Source organism: Epilithonimonas sp. 33E, assembly GCF_059372615.1.
This window is the reverse complement of the sequence record NZ_CM182009.1, coordinates 1,955,263-1,980,166: the sequence shown is the minus strand read 5'-3', so window position 1 is coordinate 1,980,166 and position 24,904 is coordinate 1,955,263. Positions and strand designations below refer to the sequence as shown.

At 36.0% G+C, this 24,904-nt stretch carries 20 protein-coding genes; 14 read left to right on the top strand and 6 right to left on the bottom strand.

The window, feature by feature from the left end:
• The first annotated feature begins 73 nt into the window (after nt 1-73).
• The 3 genes from AC5P2S_RS09090 (at nt 74) to AC5P2S_RS09080 (ending at nt 2,913) form a co-directional block, all read left to right on the top strand.
• On the top strand, nt 74-1,144 hold the full coding sequence (locus tag AC5P2S_RS09090; protein WP_283415447.1) for a branched-chain amino acid aminotransferase: 1,071 nt from the start codon (nt 74-76) through the stop codon (nt 1,142-1,144).
• A 139-nt stretch (nt 1,145-1,283) separates the two neighbouring features.
• Nucleotides 1,284-1,796, top strand: coding sequence for an FKBP-type peptidyl-prolyl cis-trans isomerase (locus AC5P2S_RS09085; RefSeq protein WP_494554698.1), 513 nt, complete (start codon nt 1,284-1,286; stop codon nt 1,794-1,796).
• Between the two features lie 19 nt (nt 1,797-1,815).
• Nucleotides 1,816-2,913 (top strand): peptidylprolyl isomerase, encoded by a 1,098-nt coding sequence (locus AC5P2S_RS09080; protein WP_494554697.1) that lies wholly within the window; start codon nt 1,816-1,818, stop codon nt 2,911-2,913.
• A gap of 46 nt (nt 2,914-2,959) precedes the next feature.
• Here AC5P2S_RS09080 and AC5P2S_RS09075 read toward each other — a convergent pair whose 3' ends face one another.
• The 6 genes from AC5P2S_RS09075 to AC5P2S_RS09050 form a co-directional block, all read right to left on the bottom strand.
• Nucleotides 2,960-3,496 (bottom strand): biliverdin-producing heme oxygenase, encoded by a 537-nt coding sequence (locus tag AC5P2S_RS09075; protein ID WP_283415444.1) that lies wholly within the window; start codon nt 3,494-3,496, stop codon nt 2,960-2,962.
• A complete protein-coding gene (locus tag AC5P2S_RS09070; RefSeq protein ID WP_494554696.1) occupies nt 3,477-5,678 on the bottom strand; it encodes an ATP-binding protein in 2,202 nt (733 codons plus the stop codon). The genes AC5P2S_RS09075 and AC5P2S_RS09070 overlap by 20 nt, the downstream gene beginning before the upstream one ends.
• Before the next feature lie 203 nt (nt 5,679-5,881).
• Entirely contained in the window at nt 5,882-7,123 is a 1,242-nt protein-coding gene (locus AC5P2S_RS09065; protein ID WP_283415442.1) for a DUF1015 domain-containing protein, read from the bottom strand.
• 5 nt (nt 7,124-7,128) lie between these two features.
• Nucleotides 7,129-8,085 (bottom strand): D-2-hydroxyacid dehydrogenase, encoded by a 957-nt coding sequence (locus AC5P2S_RS09060; RefSeq protein ID WP_494554695.1) that lies wholly within the window; start codon nt 8,083-8,085, stop codon nt 7,129-7,131.
• A gap of 163 nt (nt 8,086-8,248) precedes the next feature.
• On the bottom strand, nt 8,249-9,304 hold the full coding sequence (gene serC / locus AC5P2S_RS09055; protein ID WP_283415440.1) for a 3-phosphoserine/phosphohydroxythreonine transaminase: 1,056 nt from the start codon (nt 9,302-9,304) through the stop codon (nt 8,249-8,251).
• 70 nt (nt 9,305-9,374) lie between these two features.
• Nucleotides 9,375-9,725 (bottom strand): 4Fe-4S dicluster domain-containing protein, encoded by a 351-nt coding sequence (locus AC5P2S_RS09050; RefSeq protein WP_283415439.1) that lies wholly within the window; start codon nt 9,723-9,725, stop codon nt 9,375-9,377.
• Between the two features lie 50 nt (nt 9,726-9,775).
• On the opposite strand from AC5P2S_RS09050, the gene AC5P2S_RS09045 reads away from it, so the two are divergent.
• From AC5P2S_RS09045 to AC5P2S_RS08995, 11 genes are all read left to right on the top strand, one after another.
• Complete coding sequence (locus AC5P2S_RS09045; protein ID WP_494554694.1) at nt 9,776-10,810, top strand: aldehyde dehydrogenase family protein; 1,035 nt, start codon at nt 9,776-9,778, stop codon at nt 10,808-10,810.
• A gap of 246 nt (nt 10,811-11,056) precedes the next feature.
• The gene (locus AC5P2S_RS09040; protein ID WP_494554693.1) at nt 11,057-11,626 is read left to right on the top strand and encodes a hypothetical protein; all 570 of its coding nucleotides are present in this window, start codon (nt 11,057-11,059) and stop codon (nt 11,624-11,626) included.
• Between the two features lie 10 nt (nt 11,627-11,636).
• Nucleotides 11,637-12,935, top strand: coding sequence for a hypothetical protein (locus AC5P2S_RS09035; protein WP_494554692.1), 1,299 nt, complete (start codon nt 11,637-11,639; stop codon nt 12,933-12,935).
• A gap of 122 nt (nt 12,936-13,057) precedes the next feature.
• Entirely contained in the window at nt 13,058-13,204 is a 147-nt protein-coding gene (locus tag AC5P2S_RS09030) for a hypothetical protein (RefSeq protein ID WP_283415435.1), read from the top strand.
• Nucleotides 13,205-13,290: 86 nt separating this feature from the next.
• Complete coding sequence (locus AC5P2S_RS09025; RefSeq protein ID WP_494554691.1) at nt 13,291-13,785, top strand: hypothetical protein; 495 nt, start codon at nt 13,291-13,293, stop codon at nt 13,783-13,785.
• Nucleotides 13,786-14,148: 363 nt separating this feature from the next.
• A complete protein-coding gene (locus AC5P2S_RS09020) occupies nt 14,149-15,168 on the top strand; it encodes a hypothetical protein (RefSeq protein WP_494554690.1) in 1,020 nt (339 codons plus the stop codon).
• A gap of 130 nt (nt 15,169-15,298) precedes the next feature.
• On the top strand, nt 15,299-18,211 hold the full coding sequence (locus AC5P2S_RS09015; protein WP_494554689.1) for a M16 family metallopeptidase: 2,913 nt from the start codon (nt 15,299-15,301) through the stop codon (nt 18,209-18,211).
• Nucleotides 18,212-18,353: 142 nt separating this feature from the next.
• The gene (locus tag AC5P2S_RS09010) at nt 18,354-18,734 is read left to right on the top strand and encodes a hypothetical protein (protein WP_283415430.1); all 381 of its coding nucleotides are present in this window, start codon (nt 18,354-18,356) and stop codon (nt 18,732-18,734) included.
• A gap of 121 nt (nt 18,735-18,855) precedes the next feature.
• Complete coding sequence (locus tag AC5P2S_RS09005) at nt 18,856-23,199, top strand: CusA/CzcA family heavy metal efflux RND transporter (protein ID WP_494554688.1); 4,344 nt, start codon at nt 18,856-18,858, stop codon at nt 23,197-23,199.
• Nucleotides 23,200-23,202: 3 nt separating this feature from the next.
• Nucleotides 23,203-24,342 (top strand): efflux RND transporter periplasmic adaptor subunit, encoded by a 1,140-nt coding sequence (locus AC5P2S_RS09000; RefSeq protein WP_494554687.1) that lies wholly within the window; start codon nt 23,203-23,205, stop codon nt 24,340-24,342.
• Between the two features lie 44 nt (nt 24,343-24,386).
• Nucleotides 24,387-24,851 carry a heme-binding domain-containing protein gene (locus tag AC5P2S_RS08995; protein ID WP_494554686.1) on the top strand — a complete coding sequence of 155 codons (465 nt, stop codon included), beginning with the start codon at nt 24,387-24,389 and terminating at the stop codon, nt 24,849-24,851.
• Nucleotides 24,852-24,904: the final 53 nt, after the last annotated feature.

Sequence of the window (24,904 nt, the reverse complement as noted above, 5' to 3'; positions counted from 1 at the left end):
TACAAAATTAAACTAAATTTTGATTATTAAAAAATTATTATATATTTGTAATACCTCAACAAAAAATTAAAAAATGATAATTCAAAAAACTTCAAATCCAAGAATTTCATCATTTGATCCTAATAATTTTTCTTTTGGAAACACTTTTATAGATCATATGATTATTTGTGAATACGAAAATGGGAAATGGGGGGATCTTCAATTGGTTCCTTATGGTCCTATCGGTTTTACCCCTGCTATGATGGGGGTCAATTACGGACAGGCTTGTTTTGAAGGAATGAAGGCTTATAAGGATAAAGATGGTCAGGTATTTCTTTTTCGTCCGGAAAAGAACTTTGAGCGTATTAACAAATCCGCAAAAAGATTAGCAATTCCTGAGATTTCCGAAGAAATGTTTATGGACGGATTAAAAGCTCTTGTGGATATTGACAGAGACTGGATTCCTCACGGAGAAGGAATGTCTTTATATCTAAGACCTTTGCTGTTTGCAACAGAAGAAGCCCTGAAAGCGAGAATCTCCGAGAAGTATATGTTTGCCATTGTGGCAACGCCAGCAAAAAATTATTATACCGCTCCGGTTTCTGTTAAGATTGCCGATCACTACTCAAGAGCAGCAAGTGGAGGTGTAGGTGCTGCAAAAGCGGCAGGAAATTATGCTGCTTCTTTCTATCCAACCCAGTTGGCGATAGAAGAAGGATATGAGCAGATCATCTGGACAGACGATTGTTCACACGAATATTTTGAGGAAAGTGGAACAATGAACGTTTTTGTAAGAATCAACGATACAATTTATACACCTAAAACTTCAGATAAAATCCTGGATGGCGTTACAAGAGACAGCTTTATCCAGCTTGCAAAAAATAGAGGAATTGAAGTTGTTATCGGTAATGTAAAAGTTTCCGATGTCATAGAAGCTCAGAAAAATGGAACTTTGAAAGAAGTCTGGGGAGTAGGGACTGCAGTGGTTACAAGTGTTTTTCAGGCCTTGGGATATCAAGGCGAGCATTTGGTTTTACCACAGCTTTCTGAAGAAGAAAGTTATGCTTCATTACTTAAAAATGATCTTGTTAATATCCAGACTAATAAAGCCGAAGATCCTTTTGGATGGAGAGTTTTGGTAGAAGAACATGTTTACAGTCTTTAGAATTAAATAATTAAAGATAAATTGAAAGAATGAAAACCGGAAAATTGCTTCCGGTTTTTGTTTTTTGATAACAATTAAGTCTGGCAAAATCCTTATTTTCGCAAAAGATTTTCGAGCATTTTAGAAATATCATTACAGAATGAACAAATTATTTTACATATCGATTTTAATTCTTACCGCTTCTTGTGCCAAGCAAACACCTGCGCAGCATCCTGAAGAACAGTTTATGTCAGAAAGCGAACTGGAAGTTTCTAAAAACCGTACAAAAGAACTCAATACTCTTGAAAGAAATCAAATCGAGGATTGGATAAAATCTCAGAATGTAAAATATTATCCTATGGGGATGAACTATTGGGTGAATATAGAAAATCTAGAGAAAAACTACCGTAAGAATAATGGTGAAAAAGTCTCTTATCAATATTATATTTACGATTTTGACAGGGTAAAACTATACGACACACCAATAGAAAACATCAATGTGGAATTTGGTCATTTTAAAGAAATGGATGCGGTAGAAGATGTAATAAGATATCTGAAAAAAGGAGAGGAGGCAGAATTACTGGTGCCTTCGGTTTTGGCTTACGGAACTTACGGTGATAATAAAAAAGTTCCGAATGATATGCCATTAATCATCAAAGTAAAAGTATTATAAAAATTAACGCATAAATAAAATGAAGAAATTTATAGCATTATCTATAACATTATTAACATTATTAAACTGTAAAACATTGGAAATAGACAAAGAAACTTACAAGAGTCTGCCAGACGGACTTTATGGAAATCTGACAACAAGTAAAGGTGACATTTTGGTCAAATTCGAAGATGAAAAATCTCCGGTTACTGTTGCTAATTTTGTTGGTCTTGCTGAAGGTAAAATCGAAAATAAATCTAAGAAAAAAGGCGAGCCATTCTATGACGGGACTATTTTTCACAGAGTAATCAAAGATTTTATGATCCAGGGTGGAGATCCGCAAGGAACCGGAATGGGAGATCCGGGCTACAAATTCGATGATGAGAAAAATGACCTTCAACATACAGGGAAAGGAGTCCTATCAATGGCTAATTCCGGCCCTAATACCAATGGTTCCCAGTTTTTCATCACAGAAGTTGCAACACCTTGGCTAGACGGAAGGCATACAATTTTTGGTAAGGTTGTAAAAGGTGAAGCTGTGATCGATTCTATTGCAAATGTAGAAAAAGGGGCTCAGGACAAACCAAAAACAGACGTAGTGCTTAACAAAGTTGCCATCTTCAGCAAAGGTGACAAATACAAACATTACGATGCTGAAAAAATCTTCAATGAAGGAAAGGCAAAAATCCAGGAAAACAACAAAGCTTATTTAGCAAAAGCTGAGGCTGATAAGAAGAAAAAAGAAGAAGAATTCAAAGCCAATCAACAAAAGCTGGTTGATGGTCTTAAGGCAGGAATGCAATCTACGCCTTCCGGTCTTTATTACAAAATTACTAAAACTTCAACCGGAGCTAATCCAACGCCAGGACAAACGGTTGCTGTTCATTATGCAGGAAAATTGGTTAATGGGGAAGAGTTTGACAACTCTTTTAAAAGAGGACAGCCAATTGATATTCCGATCGGAGTTGGGCAGGTAATCAAAGGTTGGGACGAAGGAATTCTTTTGTTAAAAGAAGGTGAAACCGCAACGTTGCTGATTCCGCCAGCTTTAGGTTACGGCGAAAGAGGAGCAGGAGGTGTTATTCCGCCAAATGCATGGTTGGTTTTTGACGTTGAGCTGGTAAAGATTGAAAAGTAATCTGAACTTATATAAAAAACGGAGCGACATTATTCGCTCCGTTTTTTTATGATAATAATTGATAAGCTTTTTTAGCGCCTTTCACACAATCCTGATATTGTTCTTCTGATATCTTCTCATCGATTATTGATTTGAATTCCTGCCAATAAGATCCTGTGTTTTCTCCATAAACTCCAAAATAGTTGAAATCTACATTCTCAAATTCCGGATTTTTTTTAAGCTGTTTTGCAATGACATTCCCACCAAGAGTAGAACCTTCCATAACATATAAAGCTCCGAATGCTTCGGCTTCGTTTTCCAGATTATGAGCCGGAGTTTCTGATTCGGTCAGGATATTAAGTTTGTTTAAGTCAGTTTTAAGAGCATCAATTTTGGACCTTAATCCCAGCTTAAGTTCCGGGTAATTTTTTAATTTTTCATGGATTTGCGGTTCGTATCTGCTGATCAATTTATAATTATGGATCAAGAGATTTTTGTAATCATCAAGTGTGTAAGATTTATCGAATATTTTCTGCGATTGTAAGTTGGCTTCTGTTTCGTCGTGTTGCTGTTTTGTTTGTTCTTTAAGAAATACTGAAATCATAATTTGGTTTTTGAAATTTTAATGTAAAGGTTGTTCCTTTTCCGCTTTCACTTTCATAGCTGATTTTTCCACCCATTTTCTCCATCAGATGATGGACGATGCTCAAACCAACGCCATTTCCGTGAAATTCTTTCGCATTATTCATCCTGCTGAAAATCTTGAACATTTTGTTCGATTCTTTTTTATCAATCCCAATTCCGTTATCAGTAATTTTATAAGTTACAGCGTCTTCATAAACCTCACCTTCGATTTTCACCATTGGTTTGCTGGATTTTGAAGAATACTTGACAGCATTGCCGATCACATTAACAAAGACCTGATAAACCATTGTTTTATCGCCTAAAACTTCCGGCGTGTTTTCAATGACAATCTCGGTATGCGGCGAATTAAAGCTGATCTTGGAATCTTCTGCAAGTTTACTAATTAGCGAGTCTACTTCAACTCTCCTTAGCTCTATTTCTGATTTTTTAATTTTACTTAATTCTAAAACATTTCGGATCATTTCGCTCATTGTATCCACCTGGGTAATAATATTACTCAATGTTTTTTGAACATTTTCCGGATCAGGAATTTTTTGCGCCAGTTGTGCATTTAGTTTTATAACAGTCAGTGGCGTATTAAGATCGTGAGAAATAGTGTGCGAGAATGAGTCCAGTTCCTGATTCAGCTCCTTTAATTGATTATTAAGATCAACAATCTGTGAAGATTTGGTATGAGAAGCTTTCAGGATAACAGATGTGATCCATCTTGCGGATTCAATTTCCTTGATTTTCCAGGGCAGAGAAGTGCCTTTGACATATTCTTTCCAGACTTCGAAAGATTTTCTGGGAGAAAATTTGATGATTTCTACACCGTCTTTTATTTCAGAAATGATACCTTTTTCAGGCTTTCCGGCCCATTTTATTTTTTGTCCCTGTTCTTTTCTCAACCATATCAGCATATCTGATGTATTATTTCCCAGAACGCTGATGATAATGCCACAGCTTTTTTCCGGATTGTCCAATTCTACATTAATATCTTGACAAAGCGTATTGGAGATATAAATATTCTCTTCAAAGTTCAGGTTATTCTCTTTGCTCCAATTGATGATTTTCTCAATATCAGGGTGATTGGGAACACTCCCCGCAGTTAAGATTTCATTATTAATTTTAATAATCATCCCATCCGCGGCACAGCTATCCATAATATCCCTGATATTAGTTTCCAAAGCTTTTCCAAAATCTTCTTCACTCAAAAGATTTTGACGAAGGGAGATGTTACTTAGATTTATTCTCTGGTATTCTTCCAAAGTCTGCAAAGATCTGTAAGAAGCAAATGTATTTGCAGAAGTTCTTGTCAATGTCTCTGCCAATAATCTAGATTGGAGATCAAGATGTTTGGGTTCAGCATTCTGGCAGGCAACCATTCCCCATAATTCTCCATTGACAATAATGGACGTGCTGAAGCTGGATTCTACCTTGGCATTCTTCAGATATTCTCTGTGAACAGGTGAGGATGCTCTCGTAATACTATAAGTTAAATCGATTTCTTCCTTAGGAACTAAGCCAACAATAGGGTAAGTCTGCCCGGAAACGTGTGAAGTGATTCTAACGGGATTTTTGAGATAAAGTGCTCTTGCTTGTGCAGGAATATCAGATTCAGGATAATGAAGGTCGAGATAGCTTTCTAGGTTAGGTTTAACCAATTCTTCTATGACCTGACCGCTGCCATCATATAAAAACTGATAGATCATTGCTCTGTCATAATCAATAACATCTTGGATCTCTTTTAACAAGACTTTCCAAATATTTTCATCATTAGAATTTCTAAGAATATGCTGTATTGCCGCATATTCTTTATTGATCTTATGATTAGGGATTACCTTTTCCATTTCAAAAAAGGTGAACCCACCGTTGGTGTGAATACTTAAAGTATATTCTATATTTCTAAAATTAATGTGCTGTATTGCAAGATCTTCTGTGTTGGAATAGTTCTCCCAATTGACATCAATTCCAATATTATTAAATAATACCTGAATATCTTTTCCCAAAATGGAAGGATCAAGAGAAAATAAATCTAAAATATTTTCACTGTAAAAAATAACTCTGGAGTTTTGCGTCCCAAGCAAAAAACCATAGCTCTGAACTTCTCCACAAATATGAATTGGTTCTTGGTCACAATTGATATATTCTTTCGGATACATATTTGATGATTAAATTGATATACCCTTTGTGTTTTGCTGAGTAAAGATAAACATTAAAATTAACTAATGTTAATTTTATTTGATTATTGCTGTTTTCATTAATATTTTATTGTTTAAATTATTGAAATTCAATATAAAAAGTTAAAATGTTCATGTATGGGTAATAAAAAAGGAACAAAAAATTGTTCCTTTTTGTCATTTATCTATTTCATATCGTACATTATCAAAGCTGTAATTAGTTTAGGTTCAATTAAGGTACATTTTGGGGGCATTTTGATTTCTTTATCAGAAATTTTCAACAGATCCGAAAAGCTGATAGGGTAGATACCAAACCCGACTTTATATTCTCCGCTATCCACTTTTTCTTTTAATTCAGAAATACCATTGATATCGGAAGTTCCTTTCTGATAAGTGATCTTATCGGTATGTTTTGCATTTTCGATTCCTAAGATATTCTCAAAAATGTACTTATCCACCAAATGATGATCCAGATCGTTACCATTTTTATGCTCTTCACGAATACTATGTTTTACGTGTAAACTGTAAAATTTACCGCCAAGATACATACTGATGTGAAATTTTTGAGAAGGGAAATAGGGTGCTTCGCCTTTTTCGTGGATTTGAAAATCTTCTTTTAGTTTTTCTAAGAAGTCTTCATCGGACAGCCCGTTAAGATCTTTGAGAAGACGATTGTAATCGTTGATCTTGATGGATTGGTTGGAAACAATGAAGCTGTAAACAAAATTATAATGTTCCGTACCGTGAGATCTTTTGTATTTATCTCTTTGCTTTTTAGCATATTCTGCAACAGAACCAATTCTGTGGTGTCCGTCAGCGATATAAAAAGAATCAATTGGATCAAGAACCTCTTTGAATTGCTGAAGTTTCAGGCGGTTGTCGATTCTCCAGATCTTGTGTCTTACTTTTTTATCATCGGTATAATTGATGATAGGAACATTCTTCTGCTCGTGTGTCATCAGAAGTTCCACTTTGGAATTAGAATGATACGTCAAAAGAACTGGCTCAGCCTGCACACCTACTTTTTCAAGATAATGTGCCATTTTCATTCTTCTTTCAGTGATGGTGGATTCGTGTTTTTTGATTTTTCCTTCCCAGAAGTCATCAACACTTACAAGACCCATTAACCCTCTGAAGCTTGTTTTGTCAGGAAGCGTCTGCTCATATAGATAGTAAGCGGAATCGTCTTGAGTTAACTTTTTCTCGTCCAATAATTCTTCGAAATTAGACCTTATTTTTCTCAGATTCCTGTCAACATCTTTTGATTTACTTACAACCGCAGGCTTTATCATCTGGATATAAGAATCATCAACCTGAGCTTTTTTATTGATTTCTTCCTGCGTAAAATTATCCAAAGAATAAGTAGGGAAAACTTCAATAAAATCAGGATTTGGTCTGATTCCTCTAAATGGTTTAAATACTGGCATATATATTATAGTTGAGCTTTTATTTTTATAATTTGTTGTGCTAATTCTTCTCCTATTCTGTTTTGGGCGTCCATTGTATTGCCACCAACATGTGGAGAAAGCGAAAGAGCGGGATTCATTAGAATCAGAACTTCCGGCGTTGGTTCTTTTTCAAAAACGTCTAAGGCAGCACCGTAAACCTTTCCGCTTTCTATGGCATCCAAAAGAGCAACTTCGTTGATAACGCCGCCTCTTGCAGTGTTCGTTATGAAAACACCTTCCTTCATTAATTTTAGTTCTTTGGAGTCGATAAGATATTCATCTGTTTTACCTGTATTAAGGCTGATGAAATCTGAGTTTTTTAAAACTTCATCTAAATTTACTGATTTAATTTCAAAATCCAAAGATTGACCATCGAAAAAGCTAAGCTGAATGTTCTCAGTTTTCGGTGTTCTGTTGTAAGCTAAGATTTTCATTCCGAGAGAAATTCCCATTTTAATCACTTCAATGCCGATATTTCCCATTCCGATAACGCCTAAGGTTTTTCCGGAAAGTTCAGTCGCATTATTGAATGATTTTTTCAGTGCATTGAAATTAGTTTCGCCTTCCAAAGGCATCAGTCTATTACTCTCGTGAAGGAATCTTGCTAATGAAAAGAAATGTGCGAAAACCAACTCTGCAACTGATTTGCAGGAAGCTTTTGGTGTATTGATGATATAAATGCCTTTGTCAATAGCATATTCCACATCAATATTGTCCATCCCGATACCGCCACGGCCGATAATCTTAAGATTGGGACATTCGTCAATCAGGTCTTTTCTAACCTGAGTAGCACTTCTCACCAAAAGAACATCAACATTATTGTCATTGATGAATTTGCTCAGGTGTTCAGGAGATACTCTGGCTTCCAAAACCATAATATCTGCCTCTTTCAAAAGCTGAACCCCTTTTTCGGAGATTCCATCATTGGCTAATACAATCATTGTTTAATTCAAAAATCCTTTAGTTACTGAGTTTCCTTGAAATGTTTGAGTTAAAAATCAAGGTGGGCTAAGATACGACTTTTTCTTCTGATTAACATTATTTTAACAAAAAAACGTCCTCAATTAGCTGAAGACGTTTAATAATTTATAATGAGAAAAGTACTTAGATACTTTTCATCACATCTACTAAAACTTGTACGCTTTCTATCGGCATTGCATTGTAGATGCTTGCTCTGTAACCGCCAACACTTCTGTGTCCGTTCAGTCCGCTGATTCCTGCTGCTTTCCAGGCTGCGTCAAAAGCTTCCTGCTTAGACTCATCTGTCAAAGTAAAAGTCACATTCATAAAGGAACGGTCTTCTACAGCTGCTACACCCTGGAAGTTTGGATTGCTGTCGATCTCGTCATAAAGCAATTTAGCTTTTGCATTATTTTTGGCTTCGGCGGCTGCAATTCCTCCGTTTTCCTCAAGATGTTTCAATGTCAGATAAGACGCATAAACAGCAAAAACCGGAGGTGTATTAGACATCGATTCTTTATCAATATGAACAGCATAATCCAGATAAGTTGGAATCTGTCTTCCTGTTTTTCCAAGAATCGATTTTTTAACCACAACCAAAGTTGCTCCAGCCGGACCCATATTTTTCTGAGCACCTGCATAAATTAAATCAAACTGAGAAAAATCCAATTCTCTGCTGAAAATATCAGAAGACATATCACAAACCAAAAGCGTATCTACTTTCGGGAAAGATTTCATTTGCGTCCCAAAAATCGTATTGTTGGAAGTACAATGGAAATAATCGTATTCCGAACCTACTGTAAAATCTTTCGGAATATAATTATAATTCGATTCTTTTGAAGATGCCACAACATCTACATTACCAACCATTTTAGCTTCCTTGATAGCACCTGATGCCCAAGTTCCGGTATTCGTGTAAGCTGCTTTTCCATTTACGGATAAAAGGTTATAAGGTACCATCAAAAACTGAAGACTTGCGCCACCTTGCAGATACAATACTTCGTAATCATCTCCAAGATTCATCAGTCTTTTTACAATAGCACGGGCTTCATCCATTACAGCAACAAATTCCTTACTCCTGTGAGAGATCTCCAAAAGAGATAATCCCATACCGTTGAAATCCAGAACGGCATCTGCTGCTTTTTGAAAAACCTCCTCAGGAAGAATGCTGGGACCTGCGCTAAAATTATGTTTTTTCATTTAGTTATAAGTAATTAGGTATTAGGCTTATTAATTCTAAAGTCAAGAGCGTGAAGCTGTTGGCTGATTGTTATTCGTTATGAAGGAATGCTTTTTTTGCTAAAAGTTGTTCTTCGGTTTCTACGTGATCCTCATCCGGAACACAGCAATCAACAGGGCAAACGGCAGCACACTGCGGCTCTTCGTGGAATCCTTTGCACTCCGTACATTTGTCTGTTACAATGAAATAATAATCGTCCGCAACAGGTTCCTGAGCGGCATCAGCATTTACAGAAAGTCCTGACGACAAAACCACCATTCCCTTCAGTGAGGTTCCTTCTGATGCTTTCCAGTCTACAGCTCCTTCATAGATGGCAGTGTTCGGACATTCCGGCTCACAAGCGCCACAATTTATACATTCGTCTGTTATCTTGATAGCCATTGCTATATTTATTTATATTTTTGTGCAAAATTACAAAAAAAAAGCCAGCTATGCTGAACAAAAACAAAATTTTGGGGCTCGAAAAATTAGGAATTTTCATTAATGATTTCATTCAAAAAAATGATGAGGATTATAATGAACAGGAAGAACGATTAGCTTATCTGATGACACGTTCTGAAATCGAAAATCCATGGTTCACCCAAGAAAATCAACGTTATAACCTGCAACAATGGGCGAGTCTTTTTACCAGAGAGGCTATAGAAGAATGGCTTTCCAAATATCAGTTGTCCGGTACACCAAAAAGAGTAGGACTGATATTGGCGGGTAATATCCCCTTAGTTGGTTTCCACGATGTGATCTCGGTGGTTTTGAGCAATCATACTCCTGTCATCAAATTATCTTCAAAAGACCGTCTGGTTTTACCTTTTATGTTGCAGCTCTGGAACGGGTTCTCCAATAATGAAATTGAATATCATATTGTTGAAAAATTAGAAAACTTCGATGCTGTGATTGCAACAGGTAGTAATAACACAGCAAGATATCTGGAATATTATTTCAAAGACAGCCTTAGCATCATCAGGAAAAACAGAACGTCTGTCGCAGTCTTGAAAGGCGATGAAACTAATGAAGAATTACAATTGTTAGCTGATGATATTTTCCGTTATTTCGGATTGGGCTGCAGAAATGTAACCCGGATCATGATTCCAGGTGATATGAAATTGGACAGATTGTTTGAGAATTTCATCCATTATAAAGATGTTATCAATCATAACAAATATGCGAATAATTATGATTACAACAGAGCCATTTATCTCTTGAACCAAGACCAGTTCTGGGATAATAATTTTGTGATGCTGAAGGAAGATGAGAAACTCTTCAGTCCGTTATCTGTGATTAATTTTTCCCGTTATAAAAGTCCGGAAGAAGTGAAAGTATTTTTAGAAAACTACAAAGAAGAGATACAGACCATTGTTGCAAAACCGGAGCTGGGATTAGAATCAATCGGTTTTGGAGAAACGCAAAATCCTTCACTGGATACTTATGCCGATAATGTGGATACGATGGCTTTTTTGAGTGTGGTATAATTATTACCTAAAGTGTTATATAAAAAACGGAGTCGCAAGACTCCGTTTTTTATATTTTGTAATTAAGAATTTCTGCTTCAATTTCTCATCAATTAGTTTAAGTTCTTTTTTTTGGACATTTTGAAATAAAATCTTCCAGAATATAATTGCTATTTCCTGTTTGTAAAGAATTAAAATACCTTAAACAGGGTATTTCAGGTCTGAATTAACTGCCCTAATTTTAAATCTGAATTAAAAAGTAAAATTATGCGGACAAAATTTTATTTCATCTTATTAATTTTAACCTGTTGTATGCTCAATGCACAAACGTTGCAAACAGGCAATTATACATCAAGCGATGGAAATTATACTGTAAGTATTGAACAAAATGGGGATGAGATTAGTCTCACAGAACCTAACAAATCAAATATTTATAAGAAAACAACCTCAGGTTACTATTACCATACAGAGCCAAAGTATAATACATACTATATAAGACTTGTTGGGAACAACAAATTCTATTCTGGTAAAAATGATGGTAATGAGTTTCTGTTTACTCTTTCCAGTACCAATCCTAGTGAAGCTATAGAATCTGTGGATAACTGCCCTCTGTATGATAAATATTTGAAATTGAGCCAGGAAGATCCGGCTGAAGTTCAAGCGTGGACCTTTTGCGGCGCTGCTGCAATTGCTAAGTGCACATACAATACTGAGGCAAGTCAGGCATATAATAAAACCATTATTGCAGGACTAAAAGCTATTTTGGAGGATCAAAACAGATGCCCTTGTGAAGATGTGATTTCAAAGTCTGAGTGGGATGCGGTTCCTAATTATTAAACAAGAAATTATGAGAACAAAAATTACTTTTCTTTGGTTTTTCTGCAACCTCATATTCTTCAATGCGCAACAAAATAGTAATTTTGAAAAACTGGTTAACGAAGAGTTCGGGACATTATTGGAAAGTTTGCTTGTTGATGGAAAACTGGATAATGATAACGCCAAAGCATATTTGGCAACCGTTTATGGATACAATACAGATGTCAATGATTATCTTCAGAATGCCGATTTTTCTACAAATCTAAATTCCATAAATTCTACAAATCTAAATACATTACAATATGTTGAACTTGTCAATTCTTCTTTGCTGAATGCAATCCCCAATCAAAAATTCCAGCAAATATCTCAAAATATTAGTGATGGATTGATGTTTTATAATGGGATCTACGACGTGACACAAGGTAATATTACCGGTAATGCCATTGGAATGGGTATTAAAATTTTCGATTTTTTTACGATGTTGCACGAAGGCAATAAGCAATGGAAACTAATTAATCAAAAGATTAAAAATATTACACCCACACTCACAAAACTAAATGCTTCTACTTTACCTTACACAAAGCTTAAAATTATTGATGATTTTTCATCCGGTAGAAATTGGGCAATAACTACAAACCCTCCTCTTAGTAATTATTCTACATATATTATTACAACCAATCTTACAGAAATCAAAGACAATTATCTTACTATCAGTACCAAAAATTATAATTCCGGAGATTGGTTTAATCTAGGTATTAGCAAGGAAGTAATCTATAAGAAAGCGAGATTTTATAAAAACTTGGAAAAGTTTGATTTCTCAAAAGACTTTAAAATGACATTAGATGTCAAACTGAATATAAATGTTCTGAAAAATGACCGATTTTTGATCCATATAGGAAAGGGAGTTCAGTTTGAGATTTGGAAACATCCGAGTAACACTATTACTTTTGTAACACCAATAGGATATGATATCACAAACGAGTTTGGAGTTTTAAGCACTACTGCAGAAGGTACAACATTAGAAAAGAAAGATAAGATATGGGACAAGAATAAAGGAATTTATCTGTTGTCCAGAAGTTATGGTGAGCAGTTATCTTTTGATGCAAGGAAATATTTGGATAAAAATTTCAATGAAGTTGTACAAATCCAAATAGAGAAAAAAGGAAATATCTTTACTTGTAGATTAAATGATAAAGATTTCTCAGAATATTTCGTGACGGCAAGAAATGTAAATTATTTTCCGGACAAATATTATTTAGGGTTTGAAATCTTAGCAACCAACCAAAAGGCATCTGTTGAAATCCATCGTCTAGAATTAGAACACTTATAACAGAAACAAAAAGCACTGATTATATATCAGTGCTTTTTATATAATTATCCAAATATTTTGGATCAAGCATTACTGTATCAATTTTTTAAATATATTTGTCCTAGACACAAATGATATTAAAAATGATTACAAAATCCCCGCTTTGCCAGGCTTTACTTTTGGCAACACCTGCAACAGCAGAACAATCCAACCTCAACATTACATCTCAGACAGTCTTTGGAGTATTTCCGGAGATTAATGACGTAATTGATTTCCCAATCACACTTTAGATAATTGATATACCGGCAAGCAATGCCACTTGCTGTATATTCTTTATAATTCACTTTAATATTAATTTTTAAAAACAAAAAGACAAATGGCACTAGAAAATTTAATCAGTGTAGAGTTCACGAATGCAGAACTTACAAAACTAGATGACGCTATCAGCATGATCGAATCTGTATTGCTAGGCAAAACCATCAACCTGACGCCCGAACAACGCCAGCAGTACGGCAGTATCGCCGAGCAGAACAAACTCTTTGTGAACAAAGCCAAAGGCTATATGGAGCAGTATCCGCAATATGTTCCACCGTTTTTGGACAAGGTAGAGTATGACAAAGATTACGAGGCAAGGCAACAGATGGAAAGCCGTATGCAAAGACTCAACTCCTTGACCGAGCAGTTTTCCGACACTAAGATTTTGCTGGATTTTGACAACTACCATAACTCCATCACTTTCTATCGTAACCTCAAATTTTTATCTAGGGAGGATATGCCTGGAACTACGGTAGTCTATGAAGATATGAAGCAGTTCTTTACCGCAGGAGCACCCATTACACCACCCAATACAGATGTTGACAAAACCTCATAGGGGTGGTTCGGGAGGGGGTATCTCACCTTCCGAAATGCCTAGAGCAGGTTGGGCAAGTGTCGGCAATAGGTTGTATAAGTAACCACAGACACTTGCATAAGTGCTGGCAGCTATTTACCTAAGTGCTAACAGGCTATAGCTGACCGCCTGCAACCATTTAACCAAATGCCAATTGCTACTTGAAGAAGTACTCGCAGACACTTGACCAACCTGTGATTGACACTATGATAACCACCCTTAGCCACTTGCGAAGTGGGTGAGGGTGGTTTTGTTTGTTTAATATAATATATGTTATTGATTCAATACTTATATTTGGATATTTTACATAATCAAAAGAAAATTTAACCCTCAAAAAATCAAATAATGATAATAATTATACAAATTACAATATCTATATTTTTATTTTTTTTAATAAACATTATTGGTCGATATACTCCAACAGATCTAAAATACTTTCAGATTTCAAGTTTTTTAGAAACAGATGAAGCTCCTGCTTTCAATTTTAGTTTCAGAGTTTTAACACCAGTTGTTTTTATTATAATTTTAAGCGCAATATTATATTATTTTGATTTGGATAAATTCGTTATAGATATATATTTCGTAAATATTTTTTATGTAGCCTTTAGAATTCTTTTTAATATATTGGTTGGAAGAGGTTTTCTTGTTAACTGGAAAAAACAGGTACTTTATAGCATTTTCATAATTGGTATTTCATATTTTATCTATCAAAAAATTATTATAACAAAAGAAAATTTATTGCCTGATTTTAGCAATATAGCTAATGAACTGTGGATAATTATTTTAATTTTTTTATATACATTAATTAATAATTTACCAACATCAAATTCGGGTGCAGAAAAAAGAAAGTTTGAATATATAAAATCGATGTACAAATTCATTGAAAAAAAATACTCGAAAATAATTAATCCTGCTGTTAATGGAAATGTTCGATTAAAACAAATTATTTATGCAATTATAATTCACGAAAATTTCAATCGACCTAAAATTTATCGCTTAATTGAGTACTTAATCAGTTTATTCACATCCAAAGAAAAAACATATGGAATTATGCAAGTACGCTCAAAGAAAATAATTTCAGATATTAAAAGTGTTGAAATTGGAACAGAAATTATTGTGGATAATTATAAAAAACTGATTCCTGAATTTAGATTGAAAATAGAAAATCAAGAGAGCAGTAATGAATATTATAATTCAGAAGATTATATTGATAATGAACTTCAAAATGTATTAATCAGAAAGTATAATCATTGTGACGATTACACTTACGATATAATTCAACTTGCGGATTACATTAATGAAAAATTTTATAATGATTATGATGAATCAAATAAACTTTTATTTGTCAATTTAAAAAAAAACTAAAAAATGCTAATGAGTTGAAACGAAGGAAATTTTACACGAACTTTATCCTTCTCATAAGTAACAATCCCCAACAATTGGCAACTAATAAAATGTTGCGTAAATTACGCTCCGAAAAAATAAAAGTATTACTATGAAAAAACTATTTATTTCGATTTCACTATTATTTATGATGAATGCAATGGCACAGAAATTTGAAACACAAACCAATACAGATAAACAGGGTTATACCTACGAGACGGTAAAAAACGACCAGTCAGGCGTTAGGGTTTACACCTTAAAAAACGGACTGAAAGTCTATCTTGCTAAAAATGATGATGCACCAAGAATCCAGACTTATATCCCTGTAAGAACTGGTTCCAACAATGACCCAAGCGATAATACAGGATTAGCACATTACCTGGAACATATGGTTTTCAAGGGAACTTCTAAATTGGGAACCAGCGATTGGGCAAAGGAAAAAGCTTTGCTAGCGCAGATTTCTGATTTGTATGAGCAGCACAAAGCCGAGAAAGACCCTGCAAAGAAAAAAGCTTTATACAAGAAAATCGACGAGGTTTCTCAGGAAGCTTCTAAATATGCGATCGCTAATGAGTATGATAAAGCGATCTCTTCTCTTGGAGCAACCGGAACCAACGCGCACACTTGGTTAGACGAAACGGTTTACAAAAACAACATCCCGTCCAACGAACTGGAAAAATGGCTGAAAGTGGAGCATGAGCGTTTCTCCGAATTGGTTTTGAGATTATTCCACACAGAATTGGAAGCTGTTTACGAAGAATATAACCGTGCGCAGGATAACGACGGAAGATTGGTCAACTATGCAATGATGGAAGCATTGTTCCCTAAACATCCAAACGGTCAGCAAACAACCATTGGAACTTCGGAACACTTGAAAAGCCCTTCTATGGTAGCGATTCACAAATATTTCGATACTTACTATGTGCCTAATAATATGGCAGTCGTTTTAGTTGGTGATTTGGATTTTGATAAAACCATTAAACTGGTGGATCAGTATTTTGGAACATTCAAATACAAAGAATTACCAATGAAGAAAATGGTGTCTGAGGAGCCAATGACCAGCATTGTTTCCAGAACGGTAAAAAGTCCTTCTGCACCAAGAATGACCATGGCCTGGAGAACAGATTCTAATGGAACACAGGAAGCCAGATTAGCTGATGTTGTTGCCGAAATATTGAGTAACAGTGGAGACGCTGGTTTGATTGATCTTAACATCAATCAGAAACAAAAAACACTTGGTGCCGGTGCTTATGAATCACCTTTCAAAACTTATGGTGCATTCGTATTAAGTGTTGTTCCGAAAGATGGGCAGAGCTTTGATGAGGCTAAGAAATTATTATTAGAGCAAATCGATCTGGTTAAAAAAGGGCAATTCCCGGACTGGATGCTGAATGCTATCGTGAATGACCTGAAAGTTCAGAGAATGAAACGTTGGGAAACTGCTGACGGATTAGCTACTACATTATATTCTACTTATATCGGCAACAGAACCTGGGAGCAGGAACTGGATGAGATCAACCAATATGAAGCCATTACAAAAGCGGATGTTGTGAAATTTGCTAATGATTTTTTCAAGGATAATTATGTAGTCGTTTACAAAGAAAAAGGTGTTAATGACAAATTAGTTCGTGTAGAAAACCCGGGCATCACACCAATCAAATTAAACAGAGAAGCGCAATCGCCTTTCCTGAAAGATATCATTAATACAAAATCTTCTGATATAAAGCCTCAGTTCATTGATTTCAAAACAGCAATTGCTACTTCTACAATCAAAGACAAGAAAATCAGCTTCGTTAAAAATAAATATAACGAAGTGGCTCAGGTTAATTATATTTTCCCTTTCGGAACAGATAATGACAAGGAACTGGCTCTTGGTGTAACTGTGTTGCAGTATCTTGGAACTGATAAATATACGCCGGAACAATTGAAAGAAGAATTTTACAAACTGGGAATTTCTAATACTTTCAGAACAGCGAATGATCAGATGATTATTACCCTGAGTGGGCTGGAAAGCAATATGCCAAAAGGAGTAGAATTGATGAATCATTGGATCAATAACGTAAAAGCCGATAAAGGCATCTATGACCAGACAGTGAAAACAATTCTGGAATCCAGAGAAGTGGCTAAAAAAGATAAGAATAAAATCATGGCAGCTTTAGCAAACTATGCTAAGTTTGGAAAAGACTCCAGAATGACGGATGTAATTTCCAAAGAACGTCTGCAAAATATTGATGTGAACGAGTTGATGTCAAAAATCAAAACCCTGAATCAATATCCTTATGAAGTTTTCCTTTACGGAGAGAACCAAAAAGGACTTGAAAAAGCCGTAAAACCTTTTATTATTAATACAAAACTGCAGCCTTCAAAAGCTAAGGAATATGCAGAACCTTCAACAGAAGGCAAGGTATATTTTACGAACTATGATATGGTACAGATGGAAATGTCTAAGGTAGCAAAAGCTGGAAATGTAGATATTGCTAATTTTGGAAAAGCCAATGTGTTTAATGAATATTTTGGACGTGGATTATCATCTATCGTTTTCCAGGAGATCCGCGAAAGTAAGTCTTTGGCCTATTCTGCTTATGTTTCCTATGCTAATGCCACGGAAAAAAATCATCCTAATTATGTCACCAATTATATCGGAACACAAGCCAACAAATTACCTTTAGCCGTAGCTGCAATGAGTGACCTGATGGCAGATTTTCCTCAGATTCCGGCTCAGTTCGAGAACGCAAAAGGCTCTGCTTTGAAGCAAATTGCATCCAACAGAATCAACAGGACTAATATCTTCTATAACCAATTGGCGTTACAAAAATTAGGGCTGGATTATGATGTCAGAAAGGATGTTTATGCTGAGATACAATCTTTGACACTGCCTCAACTGACATCTTTTTATAATTCCGAAATCAAACCATTGAAATACAATACCGCAATCATCGGAAAAAAAGAAAACCTGAATATGGATTCTATCAACAAAATGGGAGAGTTCAAAGAGGTAAGTCTTGAAGAGATCTTTGGATATTAATCAAATTGATCCGCATAATAATGAGAAGTGAAACCATGTGTTTCACTTTTTTTATTTCAAGCAAGATGTTTATAATAAGCCGGTTAGATTAATTATATCAATTTAAAATCATTCTTAACAGAACTTTTGTTTATTTTGATCAGTGAAAAAACTGATTGCAATATTGTTATTGTCGTTATACTTGGTTTCTACAACCGAGCTGTATCAGTTTTTGAAAATGCCGGTGTTGATAGAACATTATTTAGAGCACAAAGGAGAAAACCCAAAAATCACCTTGGTTTCTTTTATTAAAATGCATTATGACAATCCGGTGAAAGATGCGGATTATAAGACCGATCAGCAACTACCTTTTATCTCACATGGATGTCATCTTGTTGTAGTTTTTACCTTAGCATCACCATTTACGCTTCACTTTCCTAAAAATATTCTGCAGGTAATACCGTCCAAAAAATCTTTTTATAAAAGTAATTTTTATAATCTGGAAATCCTGAATTCTATCTGGCAACCGCCAAAGTTTTGTTAATTTTTTTGATTTTCTTCTTCCTCATTCAAAATGACGGAAGTTATTCCGATAAGTAATATGTCTGTTTACAGATGATGCTTCGATCGGGACATAATATATTCATCAAGATTAATAAATTTTTATGCTTACAAAAATCATTGAGTTTTCTGTAAAGAATAAACTCATTATTGCACTGTTGGTTTTGGGACTGATAGGCGTAGGATCTTATCAGGTAACCAAGCTGCCGATAGATGCAGTACCCGACATTACCAACAATCAGGTACAGGTTATTACCATTGCGCCCTCTTTTGGGGCTACAGATATAGAGCGGCTCGTAACTTTCCCGATAGAGCAGGCTAATAATAATATTTCGGGATTAAAGGAAATCCGGAGCTTTTCCAGGTTCGGTCTGTCGTTGGTAACGATAGTTTTCGAGGATAATGTAGATGTGTACTGGGCGAGGCAACAGGTTGCGGAAAGGCTTCAGCAGGTTCAATCCGTCATTCCTCAAGGTATAGGAACACCACAGTTAGGACCCATTTCTACAGGACTGGGCGAGATCTATCAATATGTGGTAAGACCCGAAAAAGGTTACGAAAAACAATACAATACTACAGAGCTGAGAACCATACAGGATTGGATTGTGAGAAGGCAGCTACTGGGTGTGAAAGGTGTTGCGGAAGTCAGCAGTTTTGGTGGAAAGCTGAAACAATATGAGATTGCCGTGAATCCCGATAGACTGAACGCTTACGGGATTACCATCAACGATGTGTTTGATGCCCTGAATACCAATAACCAAAATACTGGCGGTGCCTATATCGAAAAAGGACCAACGGTTCTTTACATTAGAAGCGAAGGTTTAATAGGTAATATTGAAGATATTCAAAATATTGCCATTGCAACCAAAAAGAATGATATTCCGTTGTTTATTCGGGATGTTGCGAAGGTTAAAACAGGTTTTGCTACCCGTTACGGAGCAATGACCTATAACGATCAGGGTGAAGTTTCGGGAGCTGTGGTGATGATGCTTAAAGGCGAAAATAGCAATCAGGTCATTAAAAACGTTAAAGAAAAAATAGCTCAAATACAGAAAACACTTCCAAAAGGAGTAGTGATAGAACCTTTCCTTGATCGCACAAAAATGGTAAACAATGCCATAGGAACAGTAGAAAAAAATCTGACGGAAGGTGCTTTAATCGTAGTTTTTGTATTGGTTCTTTTCCTCGGGAATTTCCGGGCAGGATTACTTGTGGCATCGGTAATCCCTTTGGCCATGCTATTTGCGATATGTATGATGAATCTTTTCGGGGTTAGCGGTAACCTGATGAGTCTCGGTGCACTGGATTTTGGTTTGATTATAGACGGCGCAGTGATTATTGTAGAATCGGTACTGCATCAGTTCAGTCATAATTCAAAGTTTAAAAAAATATTTTCAGTCGGAAAACAGGAAATGGATACCATTGTTATAGATTCTGCAGGAAAAATGATGAACAGCGCTGTTTTCGGGCAAATTATTATCCTAATCGTGTATCTGCCGATCCTTACTCTACAGGGAATAGAAGGAAAAATGTTTAAACCGATGGCAGAAACGGTTGCTTTTGCATTGTTGGGCGCATTTCTGCTTTCACTCACTTATATTCCGATGATGAGCGCTGTATTGCTGAAAAAAAGAAGCTCAAAGCCAAGTTTCTCAGATAGAATGATGAAGAAAGTAGAGCAGATTTATCTTAAAACGTTACTAAAAATCCTCAGAATCCCGAAAACGGTTTTCTCTGTGGTGATAGCCCTGTTTGTGTTGGCAATCTTTATTCTTAGCAAAATGGGAGGCGAGTTTATTCCTTCCCTTGAAGAAGGTGATTTTGCCGTTGATACCAGAGTTTTAACAGGAAGTAACCTTACTACCACGATCGAAAGTACCCAAAAAGCTGCTCATATCCTCAAATCCAGATTTCCTGAAGTAGAGAAAGTGGTAACCAAAATCGGAAGTGGAGAAGTACCAACTGACCCGATGCCGATGGACGCTTCGGATATGATGGTCATTCTTAAGGATAAAAAAGAATGGACTTCAGCCACTACTTTTCCGGAATTAGCAAATAAAATGAGCAAAGAATTGCAAGATGTCCCTGGAGTTACGGCGAGTTTTCAATTTCCGGTTCAGATGCGTTTTAATGAGTTGATGACAGGTGCAAGACAAGATGTAGTTGTGAAAATTTTTGGTGACGATCTGGATGTTCTTTCTCAGAACGCACAGAAACTTGGCAAAATAATAGAAACGGTAGAAGGAACCCAGAATCTGTACATAGAGCCAATCTCTGGAATGCCACAGGTAATTATAGAATACAACCGTCCTTTGATAGCACAGTATCACCTGTCAATTTCGGACATCAACAGGATTGTGAATGCTGCTTTTGCAGGACAGAGCACAGGTTTGATTTTTGAAGGAGAGAAACGTTTTGATATGGTTGTCCGTCTTGATTCTAACGATCGTAAAAACGTGAATGATATTAAAAATCTTCTTGTTCCAACTCCTTTTGGAAATCAGATTCCTCTTTCGCAACTGGCAAAAGTAGAAGTAAAAAATGGTCCGAACCAAATCCAAAGAGAAAATGCACAAAGAAGAATTGTCGTAGGATTTAATATTAAAGGACGAGATGTACAGAGCATCGTAGAAGAACTCCAAGGTAAGGTGGATAAAGAAATGAAACTCCCTACCGGTTATTATATGACATACGGAGGCTCCTTTGAAAACCTGAATAATGCCAAACAACGCCTTATGGTAGCCGTTCCCATTGCATTGGCTCTTATTTTTGTAATGTTGTTTTTTGCATTCAAATCTATTAAAGAAAGTTTACTAATTTACACGGCAATCCCACTTTCCATTATTGGAGGCGTATTTCTTTTGGCTCTTCGGGGGATGCCTTTTAGTATAAGCGCAGGAGTCGGTTTTATTGCACTTTTTGGTGTAGCCGTACTGAATGGTATTGTTTTGATTTCAGAATTTAACCGACTTTACAAAAGCGGTATCCGAAATATTGTAAGAATTGTTGTTGATGGCGGTGAGTCCCGACTGCGCCCCGTGCTGATGACGGCTTTCGTGGCATCGTTAGGTTTTATCCCGATGGCAGTAAGCAACGGTGCAGGAGCAGAAGTGCAACGTCCACTGGCAACGGTTGTTATCGGAGGATTGATGGTGGCAACATTCCTTACCTTATTTGTTTTGCCCCTGCTATACGTAACTATTGAAAAAGGATTTAAAATGAAAAAAAGAAATAATAAAAATATCGTAACATTAGTAATTTTGGTTTGTAGCTTATTAGGATTCCAAGCCAAATCCCAAACTCCGATCAGTTTGCAGAACGCAATTAATCAAGCATTGGAAAACAACAGAAATCTAAAGAACGAGAAACTAAAGGCAGAATATTCCAAAGTATTGATAAAATCCGCTTCGGATATTCCGCAGACAGCCTTTACTATGGATTACGGACAGATTAACAGTGCGTATAATGATATGAAATTCGGGGTTGCCCAAAGCATAGCTTTTCCAACGGTGTATAAAAAACAAAAAAATGTGTATACCGAAGAATGGAAAAAATCTCTGCTTAATGTTTCTTTAAAAGAATTTGAACTCAAAAAAGCGGTTAGTTATACCTTCTATGATATTTTATATTGGAAAGAAAAAGAAAAGCTGCTGAACGAAACTTTGAAGCTCTATTCCGATTTTTTTGATAAGGCGAGCCTGCGTCTGAAAGCCGGAGAAAGTAACATTCTGGAAAAAACCACGGCCTCTAACCAGAAATCTGCCATAGAAATACAGCTTAAGCAGTTACAGCAGGAGCTTTCCGTGCTTCAATACCAGTTTCAGTGGCTTCTGAATACCGAAACGGATTTTACCCCAAATGATTCAAAATCTTTTGCAACATCATTAAATAATACATTGACAGAGCATCCTTTGCTGAAAATATGGGAGCAACAGAAAAATATTTCTGCCGAACAAATAGCACTGGAAAAAGCAAAAATGCTTCCCGGTCTGCAGCTGGCGTATAACCTGAACAGTTTCAAAGGGATGGGAGCGGATGATAAAGTCTATAATGCTTCGCCACAGTTTCATTCGGTGCAGGTAGGGGTTTCTGTTCCCATTTTCTCCGGTGGCCAAAAAGCCAGAATAGAAGCCGCAAAAGTTTCGCAGTCCGTGGCTGAAAGTGAAATGAAAAATGCAGAATTTAACCTGCAAAACCAGCTTAAAAAAGCCAACCGAATCTATCAGACCAATCTGGAAATAGTTTCCCGGTACGAAACGTCTGACCTGAAAAACGCAGACATCATTACCGAAACGGCAAAAAAACAGTTCTTGGCAGGAGAAATCAACTATCTGGAATTTGTGATATTAGTAAATCAGGCAGTAACGCTGAAAAATAATTATACCGATGCCGTTTGGAGGCTTAACCAAAGTGCCATTGAACTGGAATACCTTACATTAAATCCATAAAAAATGAAATCAATCTCAATATATACATTATTAATAAGCTTTTTCGTCTTTATCCAATGCAAAAAAGAAGATCCGAAAGATCCGAAAGCCAATTTGCCGAAAGATCAAAATGTCGTAATGCTTACCGATACACAACTGAAAAATGCACCGATAGAGACTACAATGCTGTCTTTACAAAACATATCGTCGGTACTGAAGCTTAACGGGATGATAGATGTTCCGCCACAGAATCTGGTTTCGGTAAGCATTCCACTCGGCGGTTACCTCAAGTCCAGCAGCCTTCTTCCTGGGATGCCAATCTCCAAAGGACAAGTTATTGCTGTCATAGAAAATCCACAGTTCATCCAGCTTCAGCAGGATTATCTGATGGCAAAATCCAAGTCACATTTTGCAGAATTGGACTACAACCGCCAGAAAACCCTGAACCAAAGCCAGGCTAGTAGTGACAAAGCAATGCAACAAGCACAATCCGAGCTTAATAACCAGCGTATTTTGATGAACTCTCTTGCGCAGCAGCTCCGCCTTATCAATATTAATCCGGAAGCTTTAAAATCCGGGAGCATTACGAAAAGTGTACCTGTTTATAGCACCATTACAGGTTTTGTAAGCAAAGTAAATGTCAATATCGGGAAGTATGTGAATCCTTCAGATGTTCTTTTTGAATTAATTAATCCGGATGATATTCATCTAAATCTTAAAGTTTACGAGAAAGATCTGGAAAACCTGAAAAAAGGACAACGCTTCGTGGCATATACCAATGCAGACCCTGCTAAAAAATATTACGGGGAGATAATTTTGATAAGTAAAGACATTAACCAGGGAGGTCTGGCAGAAGTTCATTGTCATTTTGACAAATATGATCAGAGCCTGGTTCCCGGGATGTATATGAATGCCGAAATAGAAACCAGTACCTCTTTTTCCAACGCTATTCCGGAAGAAAGTATCGTAAATTTTGAAGGAAAAGATTTTGTCTTTGTGGAAACTAAAAAACAGACATACAGGCTGACCCCTGTCACTTTAGGCGAAACTGAAAACGGCTTTGTGCAAATTCTCAACTTCGCAGACTTCAGCAATAAAAAAATAGTTACCAAAAACGCTTACACGCTTCTAATGAAACTGAAAAATACAGAAGAGGAAGAATAAAGATATATACTATAAAAATAATTTTTAATTAAACATTTACCATTATGAAAAAGTCATCGTTAATAAAAAAAATAATCTTTGCCATTATATTAATCTTTGTAATAATCCAGTTTTTCGATACCGATAAAAATATATCGGTTGCCGCATCAGAGAATGCAATTGAAAAACATTATCAGGTGTCATCCCATGTACAGGGCTTATTAAAAACAAGCTGTTACGATTGTCATTCTAATAATACGGCATATCCCTGGTATAGTAATATACAGCCGGTAAAATGGTGGTTGGCAGATCACGTCAATTCAGGGAAGAGGCATTTGAATTTTGATGAATTTAATACCTATACTAAAGAAAGAAAATTGAAGAAATTAGATGAAATTGTCGAAACCGTTAAAGAGGGAGAAATGCCGCTTAGCTCGTATACAATAATCCATCATAATGCAAAATTATCTTCTACGGATAAATCGGAAATAGAAAAATGGGTGGTTCAGGTTAAAAAGGAGATCAATTAAGGATTAAAATCATCAATATTATTCTGTTATGACAAAAACATTCAGTAATTTTA

Excerpts from the sequence above, each read along its gene's own strand:
- AC5P2S_RS09090 (WP_283415447.1), top strand. The coding sequence starts at position 74 with ATGATAATTCAAAAAACTTCAAATCCAAGAATTTCATCATTTGATCCT.
- AC5P2S_RS09085 (WP_494554698.1), top strand. The coding sequence starts at position 1,284 with ATGAACAAATTATTTTACATATCGATTTTAATTCTTACCGCTTCTTGT.
- AC5P2S_RS09080 (WP_494554697.1), top strand. The coding sequence starts at position 1,816 with ATGAAGAAATTTATAGCATTATCTATAACATTATTAACATTATTAAAC.
- AC5P2S_RS09075 (WP_283415444.1), bottom strand. The coding sequence starts at position 3,496 with ATGATTTCAGTATTTCTTAAAGAACAAACAAAACAGCAACACGACGAA.
- AC5P2S_RS09070 (WP_494554696.1), bottom strand. The coding sequence starts at position 5,678 with ATGTATCCGAAAGAATATATCAATTGTGACCAAGAACCAATTCATATT.
- AC5P2S_RS09065 (WP_283415442.1), bottom strand. The coding sequence starts at position 7,123 with ATGCCAGTATTTAAACCATTTAGAGGAATCAGACCAAATCCTGATTTT.
- AC5P2S_RS09060 (WP_494554695.1), bottom strand. The coding sequence starts at position 8,085 with ATGATTGTATTAGCCAATGATGGAATCTCCGAAAAAGGGGTTCAGCTT.
- serC (WP_283415440.1), bottom strand. The coding sequence starts at position 9,304 with ATGAAAAAACATAATTTTAGCGCAGGTCCCAGCATTCTTCCTGAGGAG.
- AC5P2S_RS09050 (WP_283415439.1), bottom strand. The coding sequence starts at position 9,725 with ATGGCTATCAAGATAACAGACGAATGTATAAATTGTGGCGCTTGTGAG.
- AC5P2S_RS09045 (WP_494554694.1), top strand. The coding sequence starts at position 9,776 with ATGCTGAACAAAAACAAAATTTTGGGGCTCGAAAAATTAGGAATTTTC.
- AC5P2S_RS09040 (WP_494554693.1), top strand. The coding sequence starts at position 11,057 with ATGCGGACAAAATTTTATTTCATCTTATTAATTTTAACCTGTTGTATG.
- AC5P2S_RS09035 (WP_494554692.1), top strand. The coding sequence starts at position 11,637 with ATGAGAACAAAAATTACTTTTCTTTGGTTTTTCTGCAACCTCATATTC.
- AC5P2S_RS09030 (WP_283415435.1), top strand. The coding sequence starts at position 13,058 with ATGATTACAAAATCCCCGCTTTGCCAGGCTTTACTTTTGGCAACACCT.
- AC5P2S_RS09025 (WP_494554691.1), top strand. The coding sequence starts at position 13,291 with ATGGCACTAGAAAATTTAATCAGTGTAGAGTTCACGAATGCAGAACTT.
- AC5P2S_RS09020 (WP_494554690.1), top strand. The coding sequence starts at position 14,149 with ATGATAATAATTATACAAATTACAATATCTATATTTTTATTTTTTTTA.
- AC5P2S_RS09015 (WP_494554689.1), top strand. The coding sequence starts at position 15,299 with ATGAAAAAACTATTTATTTCGATTTCACTATTATTTATGATGAATGCA.
- AC5P2S_RS09005 (WP_494554688.1), top strand. The coding sequence starts at position 18,856 with ATGCTTACAAAAATCATTGAGTTTTCTGTAAAGAATAAACTCATTATT.
- AC5P2S_RS09000 (WP_494554687.1), top strand. The coding sequence starts at position 23,203 with ATGAAATCAATCTCAATATATACATTATTAATAAGCTTTTTCGTCTTT.
- AC5P2S_RS08995 (WP_494554686.1), top strand. The coding sequence starts at position 24,387 with ATGAAAAAGTCATCGTTAATAAAAAAAATAATCTTTGCCATTATATTA.